At 54.6% G+C, this 14161-nt stretch carries 9 protein-coding genes; 2 read left to right on the forward strand and 7 right to left on the reverse strand.

Annotation, left to right across the window (positions count from 1 at the left end; all coding sequences use genetic code 11):
• Nucleotides 1-8 precede the first annotated feature (8 nt).
• Nucleotides 9-1394 (forward strand): ATP-dependent RNA helicase DbpA, encoded by a 1386-nt coding sequence (gene dbpA, locus ACF8D4_RS19895; protein ID WP_392466881.1) that lies wholly within the window; start codon nucleotides 9-11, stop codon nucleotides 1392-1394.
• A gap of 127 nt (nucleotides 1395-1521) precedes the next feature.
• On the opposite strand, the gene ACF8D4_RS19900 is transcribed toward dbpA, so the two are convergent.
• On the reverse strand, nucleotides 1522-1986 hold the full coding sequence (locus tag ACF8D4_RS19900; protein WP_045283125.1) for a Fur family transcriptional regulator: 465 nt from the start codon (nucleotides 1984-1986) through the stop codon (nucleotides 1522-1524).
• Nucleotides 1987-2449: 463 nt separating this feature from the next.
• Between ACF8D4_RS19900 and ACF8D4_RS19905 the strand changes: the two genes are divergently transcribed.
• A complete protein-coding gene (locus tag ACF8D4_RS19905) occupies nucleotides 2450-4702 on the forward strand; it encodes a TonB-dependent receptor (RefSeq protein WP_392466885.1) in 2253 nt (750 codons plus the stop codon).
• Nucleotides 4703-4792: 90 nt separating this feature from the next.
• Here the strand turns inward: ACF8D4_RS19905 and ACF8D4_RS19910 are convergent, their stop codons facing one another.
• The 6 genes from ACF8D4_RS19910 to ACF8D4_RS19935 all read right to left on the reverse strand — a co-directional run bounded on the left by ACF8D4_RS19910 (nucleotide 4793) and on the right by ACF8D4_RS19935 (nucleotide 14155).
• A complete protein-coding gene (locus tag ACF8D4_RS19910; protein ID WP_392466888.1) occupies nucleotides 4793-5395 on the reverse strand; it encodes a membrane integrity-associated transporter subunit PqiC in 603 nt (200 codons plus the stop codon).
• 1 nt (nucleotide 5396) lies between these two features.
• Nucleotides 5397-7070, reverse strand: a complete 1674-nt coding sequence (gene pqiB / locus ACF8D4_RS19915) for an intermembrane transport protein PqiB (RefSeq protein WP_392466889.1) — start codon at nucleotides 7068-7070, stop codon at nucleotides 5397-5399.
• Nucleotides 7063-8370, reverse strand: a complete 1308-nt coding sequence (locus ACF8D4_RS19920) for a PqiA/YebS family transporter subunit (RefSeq protein WP_392466892.1) — start codon at nucleotides 8368-8370, stop codon at nucleotides 7063-7065. The genes pqiB and ACF8D4_RS19920 overlap by 8 nt, the downstream gene beginning before the upstream one ends.
• A gap of 105 nt (nucleotides 8371-8475) precedes the next feature.
• Nucleotides 8476-9951 (reverse strand): efflux transporter outer membrane subunit, encoded by a 1476-nt coding sequence (locus ACF8D4_RS19925; protein WP_392466894.1) that lies wholly within the window; start codon nucleotides 9949-9951, stop codon nucleotides 8476-8478.
• Nucleotides 9951-13049, reverse strand: coding sequence for an efflux RND transporter permease subunit (locus ACF8D4_RS19930; RefSeq protein WP_392466897.1), 3099 nt, complete (start codon nucleotides 13047-13049; stop codon nucleotides 9951-9953). The genes ACF8D4_RS19925 and ACF8D4_RS19930 overlap by 1 nt, the downstream gene beginning before the upstream one ends.
• Nucleotides 13046-14155 carry an efflux RND transporter periplasmic adaptor subunit gene (locus tag ACF8D4_RS19935; RefSeq protein WP_244997897.1) on the reverse strand — a complete coding sequence of 370 codons (1110 nt, stop codon included), beginning with the start codon at nucleotides 14153-14155 and terminating at the stop codon, nucleotides 13046-13048. The genes ACF8D4_RS19930 and ACF8D4_RS19935 overlap by 4 nt, the downstream gene beginning before the upstream one ends.
• Between the last annotated feature and the right edge of the window lie 6 nt (nucleotides 14156-14161).

The following is a 14161-nucleotide window of genomic DNA, read 5'->3' on the forward strand; positions in this document are numbered from 1 at the left end:
GACACAGCTTGAGTGATTTACCCTTTTCCAGCCTGCCGTTGAAACCCGCGCTGCTGGCCACCCTGAACGATCTTGGTTTCACCGCCATGACCCAGGTTCAAGCCGCCAGCCTGCCGGCCATTATTGAAGGCCGCGACGTGTTGGCTCAGGCGAAAACCGGCTCGGGCAAAACGGCGGCCTTCGGTCTTGGGCTGTTGAATCGACTCAATGTGAAACGTTTTCGGGTGCAGTCCCTGGTGCTCTGCCCTACCCGGGAGCTGGCCGATCAGGTGGCCAAGGAGCTGCGCCGTTTTGCCCGCGGCATTCACAACATCAAGATCCTGACCCTGTGTGGCGGTGTGCCTGTGGGGCCACAGATAGGCTCGCTGGAACATGGCGCGCACATTATAGTTGGCACCCCGGGGCGAGTACTGGACCATCTGCAGAAGGGGCGTCTGGATCTGGGCGAATTGCAGCAACTTGTGTTGGATGAAGCCGACCGCATGCTGGAGATGGGCTTTGCCGATGCGCTGGAGCAGATAAGCGCCTATATGCCGGACAAGCGCCAGAGTTTACTGTTCAGCGCCACCTTCCCGGAGCCGATTGCCGAACTGGCCCGCGCCATGATGGATAAGCCGCTAAGCATTAAGTTGGAGCAGCAACATGATCAACTCAGCATAGCGCAGCAGTTTATCGAAGTGACGGACACCGCCTCCAGGCTGCAAGCGGTGGAAGCATTGCTACTGGCTCACAGGCCGGAGAGTGCAGTTATATTTTGCAATACCAAAAAAGAAACCCAGGAGCTGGCCGATAGCCTGGAGCAGCAGGGCTTCAGCGTGCGTGCACTCCATGGCGATCTGGATCAGCGCGAGCGCGATCAGGCGCTGGTGCAGTTTGCCCTCAAGAGTGTGGTGGTGTTGGTAGCCACAGATGTTGCCGCCCGGGGGCTGGATATCGAAGCCCTGGATCTGGTGATCAACTATCAACTGGCGTTCGATCCCGAAGTGCATGTGCACAGGGTCGGTCGTACCGGCCGCGCCGGTGCCTCGGGCCAGGCTGTCAGCCTGGTAGGCCCCAAGGATGGCATGCGAATGGCGCTGCTGGAAGATATCTTTGGCCCGCAAACCATGAGCGAACTGCCACAGCCCGGCAGTTTTTCCTCTGCGCCGATAAGAGCGGCCATGCGCTGCATCCGCATTGAAGGCGGCAAGAAGCATAAGCTGCGCCCAGGAGATATTCTCGGCGCCATCACAGCCGACAACCGCCTGACCGGCGCCGATGTGGGCAAGATACAAATTCAGGATATCTGGTCTTATGTGGCGGTACGCAGTGAGTGTGCCAGTACCGCGGTCAAATTACTGAGTGAGCGCAAGCTCAAAGGCAAGTCGTTCCGCGCCTGGGCGATGAAACCTTAAACCGAAACCATCAACACCGCCAAAGGCGGTGGTTTAAGAATGATAAAAAGCCTGCATCAATTGCAGGCTTTTCTTTTCGCAAACTGTGTTTTCATTTTTGCCGCTTTTTCACTTCAGGTCAGGCAACTCAGCTCTTATGGCTGCATTGTTTGCAGCACCCCAGCAGCTCAAGCTGAGGCGATGCCAGGCTGAACTGATTGGCATCGGCACTCTGTTGCAGCGCTTTACTGATCCCGGGCTCCAGCAGCACTTCCTCCACCTGATGACACTCTTGGCAGATGAGAAACTGTGCCTGACTATGACATTGGCAGTCGAGGGCACCGCAGCTAACAAACTTATTAAGCGTCAGTAGCTTATGTACCAGTTGCTGCTCAGCGAGAAACTCCAGCATGCGATAGACAGACACTATGGGAAGTTGCTGGTGAAACTCACTCTTGACCCTATCGGCTATCTCATAGGCAGACAGCGGCGTATCGCTCATCAGCAGTACACTCAACACCTGGCTGCGCTTTGCCGTCAACCGGCCGCCATTGGCCTGGCAACGGGCTTGCGACTGCTGGAGTTGTGCTTGGAGCTGTTCATTTTGATTCATAGTGGCGTTTGAGTTTAATTGAATTATCTTGGCTGAACGTTTTGGCCATGTCTGTTGCCAATGTAAGTGGTCTGCATCGGCTCGGACTCTATGCTTTGAGTCTCTATGCTTTGAGTCCCTATGCTTCGAATCCCTGTGTTTCGAATCCCTGTGCTTTAAGCTCTGGCTCCCGGCTCATAGCATTGTACCTGCAATGGCTAGCGGTCGTCCAAGCCGGGAGAGAAAGCCTATCTGGCTTCACTGCATCAAGCGATTGTTTTGGGCTTGTCTATTGCCACGGCCCTTCCCTCGACTGTGACTTCAATGTCTATGTTGGCTGGCGCACGCCTCCCCCCTGCACAGCTGCATAAAAGATCAAAAATAAAACAATCAAAACAAAAACCAAACAAAAGTAAATGAACTTACTCCAAAGTCATGACAACAACAAAATAATGAAACGTTATAACATTACAAAAACAAACCAATGAAATACTCAATTCCTTTGCTCTTGCTTGGCAGCGCCCTGCCGGTCGCAGCTGAGCAGATAGAACACCTGCAAGTCAGTGGTCAACGTCCTGAAACTTCACTCAGCTATCGCCTCGATGCCGATAAACTGGTTATGGAGGGGCCTAAGCTTGAGGAACAGAAAGCCGCCACGCTGGGAGATACTCTGAAATTACAACCCGGACTCAACAGCAGCTTTTTTGGCACTTCAGCCGGTCGCCCTCAAATCCGCGGTCTTGGCGGCCAGCGGGTTCTGATAGGCCTCAATGGCCTGGGGGTAAGAGACATGTCCTCAATAAGCGATGATCAACTGATCCCGGTGGAACCCTTTCTTGCCGACAGCATTAGTGCCATCAAGGGGCCAGCGGCCACTATTCTCTACGGTGGAGAGGCAATAGCCGGCCTGGTAGAGCTTCAGGATGGTCGTATTCCATTAGAGCAAGCCACTAGCCCCCTCCAAGGAAAGCTGGAGCTGCAAACCGGCTACAATGCCGATCAGAGCCTGATGAGCCGACTTCAGGGCGGCAATGAACGCCTGGTATTTAACTTGAACTTACTGCACAGGGAACGCAGTGATTATCATATCCCCGGCTTCAGTAAAGACCGCGATTGCAAGGATTGGAGCCAGATTGTGGGCGACTCACGCTTGGCGGATCAGTGCCAGGTCGTACGCAGTCAGCCCGATTGGGAGTGGAACGGCAGTCGTTGGGTTGATGCAACCCCTGTTGAGCGGCAACAGATACGCGACCGCTCCATAGACAGCTTTGGTCGCGTCGACAACAGCAGCCTCTATATGACCAGCGGCAGTCTGGGGGCCAGCTTGCTGGGTGACAACAGCCTGCTGGGTGCCTCTGTGGGATATACAGAGAGTAATCGCGGCATTCCCGGATTCATGCATCTTGGCTCAAGGGCCACAGACACGCTGGAGCAAACCGGCGATATTCGCATTCACAGCAAACAACTAAGATTCGACGGCCTCTATCAATACAGATTCAGCGACCAGACATGGTTGCAGGACTTCAATCTCGCCACGGTCTACTCCAGACAGGAGGATGACGAGCAGATGTCAGCTCTGGACGTCAACGGCTTTGAACTCAATAACTGGCAACTCAATCCCAAGCTGAGCTACCAGCTCCATCCACGTCTTCCCGGAGCGCTGGGGCTGCAATGGGAACAAAGCCAACACCAAGGTTCGGGTGTGGACAATTACCTGCCGGAAATAGACACCAAGCGCCAGGCCGCCTTTTTGCTGCAGGACATTCTACTGGGGCCTGTCAGTGTGCAACTCGGTGGCCGCTTGGAAAAAATCGACTATCAACCCGAATTGGGAGATTACCAGCCGGGGAGAGGCGCGGGAGCCAATATCAAGGCCCGTGATTTTCATTTGAAAAACTATTCCGCCACCCTGCGTTGGGATATTTCCTCCCTCTGGTGGTTACGCACCGCCTTTGTCCATGCAGAGCGGGCTCCCGCGGTGAATGAGCTTTACGCCAGTAATCCCCATTTTGCCTTACTCATAGAAGAGCAAGGCAACAGCGACCTCAAGGCCGAGCAGAGCGACTCTTTGAGTCTCAGTACCGGCTTCAGCTATGGCGGCTTCAGTGCCAGTGCCAGTTGGTATCAAAACAAATATCAGGACTTCATCTATCTGGGGAACACAGGTGTCAGTCGCGGTGGTGTTTACGTCAGAGAATGGCGCCAGGCCGATACGGATAACGAAGGTATGGAGGCTGAAGTCAGCTATCGTTTGCCCTGGCAACGCTTTGGCGACATAGAACTGAGCGCCTTCATAGACAGGGTCAAAAACCAACCTGTATACCGCTACGATGGCAGTTATAACCCCTTTGATTTCCAAAATCCGCGAGAACCCCGCCCCGGAGAAGAGAAGGAATACTGGCGCCGTACCATGGAGGGCAGCAGCATGCCGAGAATGCCCGCCTCCCGCCAAGGGGCGGAACTGCGCTGGCAATATGGCGATCTGCGCGCCAGCATCAACTATATCCACTACGACAAGCAGAACAAGGTGGCTTATCTGGAAAATCCTTCCCGCAGCTATGGCCTATTGGGGGCTTACCTGGGAATAGAGCAAAACCTGTTTGGCCTCGACAGCGAGTGGTTTATCCGCCTGGATAACCTCACTGATGAAGATGCCCGCCCACACAATAGTTTCCTGCGTTACCTGGCACCATTACCGGGAAGAAGCGTCGCAGTGGGATTCAGAGCCAAGTTCTGACGCCATTCCCATTGCAGTAGTCTCTCTAAAAGAAGCACACTGCTGCGACCGCCTGATGCAGCCGCAGCAGTGGCTAAATTAGGCGAAACCTTAGCGATAAGAAGCCAAATTCTGTTCGCTAGTGAGATTCAGGCTCGCAATCCCGGCATCAATATCCCGCGCCAGCTTTTCAAGCCCCAGGGAGAGACTCTCAACCAGCGCCGGGTATCCGTCTGAAGCCAGGGGCACGTCATAATGAAAGTCGGCCTGCAACACTTGTTCGCCGGAAGACTTACTGATGCGCCAATGGCCCCCAATCAAGGCATCGCCGCTGTATCGTCCGTGAAACTCGTTGAAACTCAAACTCAGGATTAACGGCTGCTGCGCTGGTATATTGACCGAGGCCTCACGCAGGCATTCATTAGCCAATAAAGACGCCATCTTGACCTTTATCTGCTCAGTGATATCACCGGCCCACAGATGCTGACGGGCAATAGCCAATTCATGGTTTGAAACCTGATAAACCAAACCATTGCCCGCCAGAAAGTCGGCCATTTCCACCCCAACGAGGCGCCATTGGCACTGGCGCAGAGGGGATGTCGCTCTCGCTTCAGGAGTTGCCTGCGGCGCTTTACCCAAGAAGTAAGTGGTTACCTGGGGTTGGCTGGAGCAGCCGGCCAATACCAGCAGTAGAGAAAACAGGATAATTCGCATATCAATCGGCCTTTTTCGGTGTCGGATCGGCGGCAGTATCAGCCCCCATGATCAAGAGGTTGGGTTTTTCATTCAGTTGCCGTGACAAGGGCTGCAACTCCCGCATCACAGCCTTGAGCTGTTTCAGGCTGGATTGCAATTCGGCATACATGGCCGAGTCCTGGCCATAGTCCTGCGCCATCCCTTGAAATTCCCGCAGCGTGTTTTGTAGCTCACCCGGTAAGGCCTGCATCTCCTGTTGTTTAAGCAACTGCTCCAATTTTTGCCCCACCTTGTCCCATTGCGCCAAGGCGGCACTGGTGTTTTCCAGGGTATGGTTGACGCCCTGGAAAGCGCTCTCCAGTGGTAAGTTATTTAATTTGCTGATCAGTTGCCCCACCTGTTTTTGTATTTCGGCCACTCCGGCACGCTTGGTGGGAAACAGTGGATACTCCATAAAAGTTCCGGCCTGGTATGGCTCGGCATCCGGATACAGATCCAAGTCGATGAACAGCGCGCCGGTTAACAGACTCCCGGTCTTGAGACTCGCTCTCAGGCCCGCCCCCAAATCTCTGTCTATTTCTGCGCGCAGCTGCTCAAGCCCCGCCGACTCGGCGTTTTCAAATACCCGCGCCAGCTCAATTCTGACCAATACCGGAATGGTGCCATTGCTGAGGCCTGCGCCATGAACACCATACTGCTGTAACGTCAGTGGCGCCTTGACCACCTTGCCTATGGTAATACCGCGGAATTCGACGCCGGCGCCTTCATGCAGCCCCCGCACCGACTCATCAAACAACATGACATATTCCAAATACTGGCTGTAGAGGCTCTGACTGGCCAACTCCCGCGAGTCATAGAGAGGGAAATTGTCCTCACCATCCTCAACCTTTTCCCCGGCCAAACGCCCCTCAGGCAAGCCAAAGCTGACGCCTCCTCTGAGCAATGACTCCAGGGAACCCACTTGCAGATCCAGCCCCTTGGCAGACAGCTGCATATTCAGCCCCGAGGCCAGCCAAAATTGGCTGTTACTGCGTACCAACTCATCATAGGGTTTATTGATAAACAACTGGTAAAACGCCTGGCGTTTATCGGTATCAAAGCCGGTGCTTTCCACTCTGCCGACAGTGAAGCCTTCGTAGAGTATAGGGTCGCCGACACCGAGCTTGCCCGCCTGGCGGCTATTGAGCACTACCCTGATGCCCTGTTCATCGGCCGAGGCCACCGGTGGGTGCTCCAGTACATTGAACTCATAATTGGCGACGGCAGATCTTCCCGGCTCCAACTCTATGTAGGCACCGGACAACAAGGTATCCAGTCCTGTGATCCCCTCTTTGCCGATTCTGGGCTTCACCACCCAGAAGCGGGCGTCTGTGGTGAGCATTCTCTCGGCGTCCGGCGACACTCTTGCCGTCGCAATAATCGCGCTGTAATCATCACTCAATTTAATGCTCTCAATCACACCAACATTGACATTACGCGACTTGATAAAGGTTTTGCCTACCTCTATGCCTTCGGCGGTCTTGAGGTGTAGCTTGATCTCACTGCCGAGCTGATTGAAGTAGTCGTAAAGCATCCAGCAACCGATGAGTAGTGCAACTATAGGTATCAGCCAAACGGCAGACACCTTGGCGCTGGGGGACTCTTCGGCCCGGACAAATTCGTCATTTAACATAGATTCACTCATATTATTCATGGGCCCGCTTTTTGAGCCCTGACTGACTCCAGAGCACCCTGGAGTCAAAACTAATGGCAGACAGCATGGTCAGGATCACCACCATGGCGAACGAGAGTGCCGCAGGTCCCGGCTTGATGGCCATAAGCTCATCCAACTGAACCAGAGCGGTCAACAAAGCCACCACAAAGATATCTATCATGGACCAGCGGCCGATGAATTCGGTTACCCGGTACAGCGACTGATTGCGACTCTCTTTGCCCTTAACCCGCCCTTTGCCCGCCTGGCGAAACAGATAAGCCAGAGACAGGATCTTGGCGGTAGGGATCACTATGCTGGCCAGAAAAATCACCGAGGCCACAGGATAGGAACCCAGATGCCAAAGCAAGACCACACCGCTGATAATGGTCGATGCTTCGGTCTGCCCGACGCTGGTGGTATACATGATGGGATAGAAGTTGGCCGGTATATAAAACACCACGGCGGCCAGCAAAAAAGCCCAGGCCGTCTGCATGCTTTGCAGCGGAATATAGGGCTGAACCCCGGCGCCGCAGCGGCAGCAGTTTTTACTCGACACCAGATTTAATTGACCACAGATATGGCAGGAATCATGGTTGTGATTCAGATGGCTGTCACCGCTGTGGACCTGGGCAATCTCTTCTCTGGGCGACAAGCGATCCCAGATCCATGAGCTGTCGATAACGGAGACAAACTTCACCAATAGCAGGCTGTAGAGGCAAAAAGCCCAGAAAGATGGCCCAAAACCGACATCTGCCAAGGCGATAATCTTCACCATGGCCACCAAGATCCCTACCAGAAACACATCGGCCATCAACCAGGATTCAAACTTGAAAATAAGCTTGCTGCCGGTTCTGGCCCAATCTAAAGACACTGCCTTGCCTTGGCTCGCCAGATAACCCAGGCGATAGATGCACATGGCAAAAAGGATATAGATCAGCGGCAAGATCACCACGCACAGTAAGATCACCAACGCCAATATGCTGTTGCTGGCATAATGCATGCTGACCAAGGCGCCCCAGAGGCTGACCTTTTGCGATAAACCCTGCACACTGAAAGACAGAAAGGGAAATCCCAGGCTCAAGGCCAACAGGATAAGAGTCGCCAAGCCATAGGCCCAAACCTGCTGAAACGGCACCTTCAAGGCTGACTGTAAGCCGTGATGACAGCGAGGACAGCTCACCTTATTGCCGGGTTTTGGCTCACTAAAAGCACTCACCAAACCGCACTCTTCACAGGCCTGCAGCTGGGTATTTTGCCCTTGGCGACCAGCACCTTCCGGCGGGGTATTTAACGGCTTCACAATAACTCCTGTGATTTTCAGTGTGACCAGACTCAGCGGTTCACTCAGGAAAAAGCGGGTGCAGGGATAGACTCACACAAAGTCCCTGCACCTAAGATCAACGCCTTATCGTTGCGACTGGGTTTGCTCCAAGCTCCAGTCACCCCCGAGCGCCTTATACAGAGTGACAACAGTAGAGGCGGTATTGAGCCTGGCCACCACTTCGGCATCCTGAATGTTGTTTTTGACGTTCTGGGCATTCAACACACTCAAGTGGTTCTCAAGCCCGGCTCGATACAGGGAGGTGGCCTTGGTCACCGCCGTCTCGGCTTGGGCCTCGGCCTTGGCTATATGCTTATGATATTCCTGACTATTGCCGTATAGCCTCAGCACAGTTTCCACCTCATTGATGGCGTTATTGACCGTCTGTTGGTAACTCATCACGGCGGTCTTAAAGCCACTCTTCTGGATATCGACCATGGCTTGAGTCCGACCGGCATCGAAAATATTCCAGTTAAACCCCGCCGCCAGCGCCCAAGTGGTGGAGCCTGAGGAGAAGAGATCGTCAAAGTGATCTGCCGATAATCCCGGGGCGCCGGTCAGATAAAAGCTAGGGTACTTGGCGGCAATAGCGGCACCCAACTCCTGGTTCTTGGCGGCAATTTCCCGCTCGGCCAAAGCGATATCCAAACGCCGGGTCAACAATTCAGAAGACACCCCGGTCGGGATCAACTGCTGCATCTGCGGCAATGCGGCATCAGTCAAACGCGCCTGGGTTTGATTGATATTCTCCCCAAGCAGCAACGCCAGCCGATGCAAATGCGCCTGCTTGGCCGAGTCCAGCATGGGCAGCATCGCCTTGGTCGTCGCCAGTGCCGCCTTGGCATTGGCCACATCCAAGCTGGAGCCATAACCATGGCGCTCCAGCGATTCCACCAGTGCCAGCACCTCTGTCTGCTCCTTGATATTCTTGGCCGCGATCAGCATCCGCTCCTCGGCGCCGCGATATTGCAGATAGTTATCTATGACTTCGGCCGTCATCAGGGTGGTGAGGTTGGCTCTCAGTATTCTTGCCTGCTCAACCCGAATTTCGGCGGCCCGGCTCAGGCTATCGATACGACCAAACAGATCGGCCTCCCAGGCTATAGTCGCCCCAAGAAAGCTGCTATTGGGGTCTCGGTCCATCAGTTTGACGCTGCCGCCACCGAGGGCATCGGGCAAGGCAACACCGGAAACGGCGCCCCCCATCATGGGGTCGTTCTCACTGATCCGCAGATCCATATACCCACCGCCCAGAGAAACTGAAGGCAACTTCAAAGATGACACTGCCGTTTCGTAGGCCTGAGCCGAACGGATCCGCTCGGCGGCGATTTTCAGGTTGATGTTTTGCTGCTGCGCCGTGGCTACCAAGGCATCCAATTGCGGATCATTGAACTGCCGCCACCACTCTTGATAGTCAAGGGCCTGAGCCGCCACGCCTTGGGTATCGGCATTGAAATACAGCTCACTGACCTTCACGCTTGGCAACTGATAGTCAGGTGCCATGCTGCAACCACTGACCAGGGTTACAGCGACAATGGCAGCCAAAATATGCTTCTTCATTACTTCACCTCTTTGGCTGCCAATACAGGCTGTGATGGGGCCGCCAACTCAAGTTGTTCGGCTTCTCTTTGTTCATCCCTGTGATAAAACAGGCGATAAAGGGCCGGCATTACAAACAGTGACAGCACGGATGCCGCAGTTAGACCGCCAATAATGGTGGCCGCCATCTGATCGAACAGGCGATCGGTAAGCAGAGGGATCATCCCCAGCGCCGTAGTCAACGCCGCCATTGAGATCGCCATGGTTCGATTCAAGGTCGCAGCCTTGATCGCCTCGGCAATGCCCGAACCGTTACGACGCTCAAGCTCTATCTGCTCCATCAGGACAATGCCGTTTTTGATGATCATGCCCGAGAGGCAGATCATGCCGACTATCGCCATAAAGCCGAAGGGTTTATCCAGCAACAACAGGCTCCAGACAATGCCGATGGAGGCCAGTGGCAAGGTGATCATGATGATCAGAGGCTGGCGGAAGGCATTGAACATGGCGACCAGAATGATCAGCATCAACAGGGTGGCCTTGGGATTTTGTTCCAGCAAGTCATCAATGGAGCGCTGCTCGTCATAGTATTCCCCGCCCCACTCCATCTTGTAACCGGCCGGCAAGGCAATGGCTTCAATCTCGGCGGCAATCTGCTGACGAACATTGGATGCGGTGTCGCCACTAACTCCGGCCTGAACCGTGATAGCCGGCAGCCGGTTGCGACGCCAGATCATGCTTTCTTCACCCTTGATCTCTATGCTCTCAACCACTTGCCCCATAGGCACACTGTGAGTCCCCAACAAAGAGCGCACTGGAATATTCTCAAAATGCTCCAGAGTCGCGTTGGCGCTGCGCAGCTTAATGGGAATAAGGTCATCCCCATGCCTCATGGTGCCCACCTGACTGCCTTCGGTCACCCGATTGATGGCATTGGCAATATCGGTTCGGGTCACGCCGGCGAGGCGCGCCGCATGCAGGTCCACCATAGGTGTCATCACCTTGCTTTCCTGGCGCCAATCGTCGCGAACATATTTGAGATTGGGGTGTGAAGCCATCACAGCCTTTGCCTCATCGGCCAGGCGATGCAGCACCTCGGGATCCGGGCCGATAAAGCGCGCTTCAATCGAATACTTATCCTTGGTTGCCAGCTTGAGATCCCTGAATCTCGGCTCGGCATAGGGGAATTGCGCCTTTAACCAGGCATCACCACGACTGACCAGGGGCTCAATATCCTCATAGCTGCGGGTATTGATCAGTATCTGGCCATAGCTGGAGTCCAGCGGCTCGGGTTCAACCGTCACCGAAAAGCGCGGCGCACTCTCGCCGACCGAGCTGGAGATACTTTCCACCTCTGGCTGCTGCAATAACCAGGCTTCCACCTTGCGCATATCGGCAGAGGTCTGCTCTATGCGACCACCATTGGGCAACCAGTAATCCAGAAACACTATCGCCCGGTCCGAAGACGGCATGAAGTTCACCTTCAGCAGCGGTGCGGCCAACAGGGTGCCAACCAGTAAAGGGATGACATACAACAAGGTTTTCTTGGGGTTTTCCACGACCCAATCGACCGCCTTTTGATACATCAGCCAATAGCGTGAAGGGGCTTTTGCCTTGTCTTGCTCAGCGACCTTACCGAGGAAGAACCAGCACATCAGCGGCGTGACTATCATGGCTATCACCCAGGAAAGCAGCAGTGAACTGCACAGCACCTGGACAATAGACAGGGAAAACTCGGCCGAATCGGTTTGTGACAGCAATACCGGCGCCGTGCCCATGGCGGCAATCACAGTCGCCGCCAGCAGCGGAACAGCCATCTCCTTGATGCTGTCGACAACCGCCTGGGTACGCTCTATCCCTTGTTTAATCTTGGCCTGGAACAGATCCACTATCACAATGGCGTTATCCACCAGCATTCCCAAGGCCAGCACAAATGAACCCAGGGAGACCCGCTGCAGATCCACATTGGTCAAATTCATATAGACCAGGGTAAAGAGAATCGTCAGCAGCAAACTGGCGCCGACAATCGAAGCGCTGCGCCAGCCCATAAAGATCAGCAGCACAACCACAACAATCACAATACTTTCAATAAGATTGCTGATGAAGTTATTGACCGACTTCTGCACCTCTTCCGGCTGATAAGCGATAACCCCGATACCGGCACCCGCAGGCAATTCGGCCTGGTAATCCGCCAGCACTTGTTTGAGGGTGTCGCCTATGCTGACCACATTGATACCGTTGACCGGGCTCACAGCCAGAGTAACCGCTTGTTGGCCATTGAAGCGGCTCAAAGTAGTGGCAGGATCCTGATAATCCATGCTGATATCGGCGATATCGCCCAGGCGGATCACCGCCGAGTTCAAACCATTGATCCCGGTTTGAATACTGACGTTACGAATATCATCCACGGTTTGGAAACTGCCGCCCTGCTCTACCCGCAGGTTTTCAATCCCGAGATCAAAGTCACCGGCGGTCACTGGCATATTCTGGCTCTGCAGCTGATCGATCAGTTGCAGCATGGTCAGGCCGGTTTCGCTCAGACGTTCTTCCGAGATGCGGATATTGACCACCTGCTCGTGAATGCCGTGCAGCTGCACTTTTTTCACGCCCTCGACAGCCTTGATCCGCCGCTGCAATTCCCTGGCGTGGTCTTTCATCTCCGCCATACTCATGTTGTCGCCATAGACCGCAAACAACATGCCGTAGACTTCGGAAAACTCATCCTGGACTATGCTGATCTGCGCCTGCATCGGCAGCTCCAGCTTCACATCTTCCACCTTGCGGCGCAGTAAGTCCCACTGCTGCGGCAATTCGTCAGAGTTCACCTTCTCTTTGAGATCGACAAAGATCATCGAGCTGCCGGGACGGGACAGCGAGCGCAGCTTCCACAGCGACTCCATCTCCTCCAGCTTGGTCTCGACCTTGTCGGTCACCAACTGTTCCACTTCCTTGGCATCGGCTCCCGGATAGAGAGTCACGATAACCGCGCTTTTAACCGTAAATGAAGGGTCTTCCAACTTCCCCAGATCGAAATAGGAATAGATCCCGGCAATCATCCCCAGGACAGTGAAAAAAATGACAAAGGTTTTTTGTCTCAGTGCAAACGTAGACAGACTCATGACTCAACCTGCGCCTCGCCCAATACCGCCACCTTGTGCCCTTCTTCCACAAAGGCGCCACCGGCCAAAATAATGCGCTCGCCCTGCTGGAGTTCACCGGAAACACAGATAGAGTCATCGGTTTGGCTCACGGCTTTGACCGCTACCGCCCTGGCATGCTCATCAACCACCCGATTGACATACAGCTGAGTCTTTTGGCTGGATACCGCCATGGCCGGAATGCAAAACACCGGCTTTTGGCTGGCGTAAGGCAAACTCACCGCCACATTGACCGCCTTTCCGGCAACCAACTGCCTGGGCGCTTGTTTCAAGGCAAAGGTCACTTCATAGGTGCGTTTGAGCCTATCGGGGACACTGGCAATCTGGGTGATCTCGGCCGCAACCGAACCTTCGGCGTTGAACCAGGAAACCTCACCACTGGCGCCCTGGCGCAGATTCCAAATTTGGCTTTCAGAGACATCGACCACGGCATTAAGTGTGGTGGGTTGATGTATGGTGACTATTTGGGTGCCGACATCCACCAGCTCATATCGGTCGACGAAGCGCTTACCTATGACGCCGTCATAGGGGGCCTTGAGAGAGGTATAGGCCAGGGAATCCTGGGCCTTTTTCAAAGATTGCTTCAGCAGCTCGACACCGGCATTGGCGCGGGCTTCGGCGCTGATCGCCCGATCCAGCTTGACCCCGGCTATCGCCTTTTCATTCATGGCGGCGCGAACCCGCTTAAGCTCAATGGCTGCCAAGCGATGTGCAGCCTCGGCCTCGCTGAGCCTGGCCTCAAGCTCCATCACACTGACCCGGAAGTCATGGGGATCCAAACGGGCGATGACCTGGCCCTTTTTGACCTCACTACCTTCATCGGCCAAGATCTGCTCCAGTGTGCCCGGCACCCGAAAAGACAGCTCGGCCGTCTTGTCCGACTCCAGAATGCCACTGAACTGATGCACTCTGTCACTGACAGGAGCCGGAAGCTCCATCACCTGCACCAGAGGAAGCGCGGCCGAGGCCGCCTGTGGTTGCTCACTGTTACCGCAACCCCACAGCATGAATACCACGCTACTGCAAAGCAGGCTCACCTTTAGCCCGGTCGGTTTTACTCTTGTCACTGCAAT

The sequence above is a fragment of the Shewanella sp. YQ_9 genome (assembly GCF_043103185.1).
GTDB classification, from domain to species: domain Bacteria; phylum Pseudomonadota; class Gammaproteobacteria; order Enterobacterales; family Shewanellaceae; genus Shewanella; species Shewanella algae.

Bases quoted from the DNA above. Each gene is read 5' to 3' on its own strand.
- ACF8D4_RS19925 (WP_392466894.1), bottom strand. From the start codon at position 9,951: ATGAAGAAGCATATTTTGGCTGCCATTGTCGCTGTAACCCTGGTCAGT.
- pqiB (WP_392466889.1), bottom strand. From the start codon at position 7,070: ATGAATAATATGAGTGAATCTATGTTAAATGACGAATTTGTCCGGGCC.
- ACF8D4_RS19910 (WP_392466888.1), bottom strand. From the start codon at position 5,395: ATGCGAATTATCCTGTTTTCTCTACTGCTGGTATTGGCCGGCTGCTCC.
- ACF8D4_RS19930 (WP_392466897.1), bottom strand. From the start codon at position 13,049: ATGAGTCTGTCTACGTTTGCACTGAGACAAAAAACCTTTGTCATTTTT.
- ACF8D4_RS19900 (WP_045283125.1), bottom strand. From the start codon at position 1,986: ATGAATCAAAATGAACAGCTCCAAGCACAACTCCAGCAGTCGCAAGCC.
- ACF8D4_RS19905 (WP_392466885.1), top strand. From the start codon at position 2,450: ATGAAATACTCAATTCCTTTGCTCTTGCTTGGCAGCGCCCTGCCGGTC.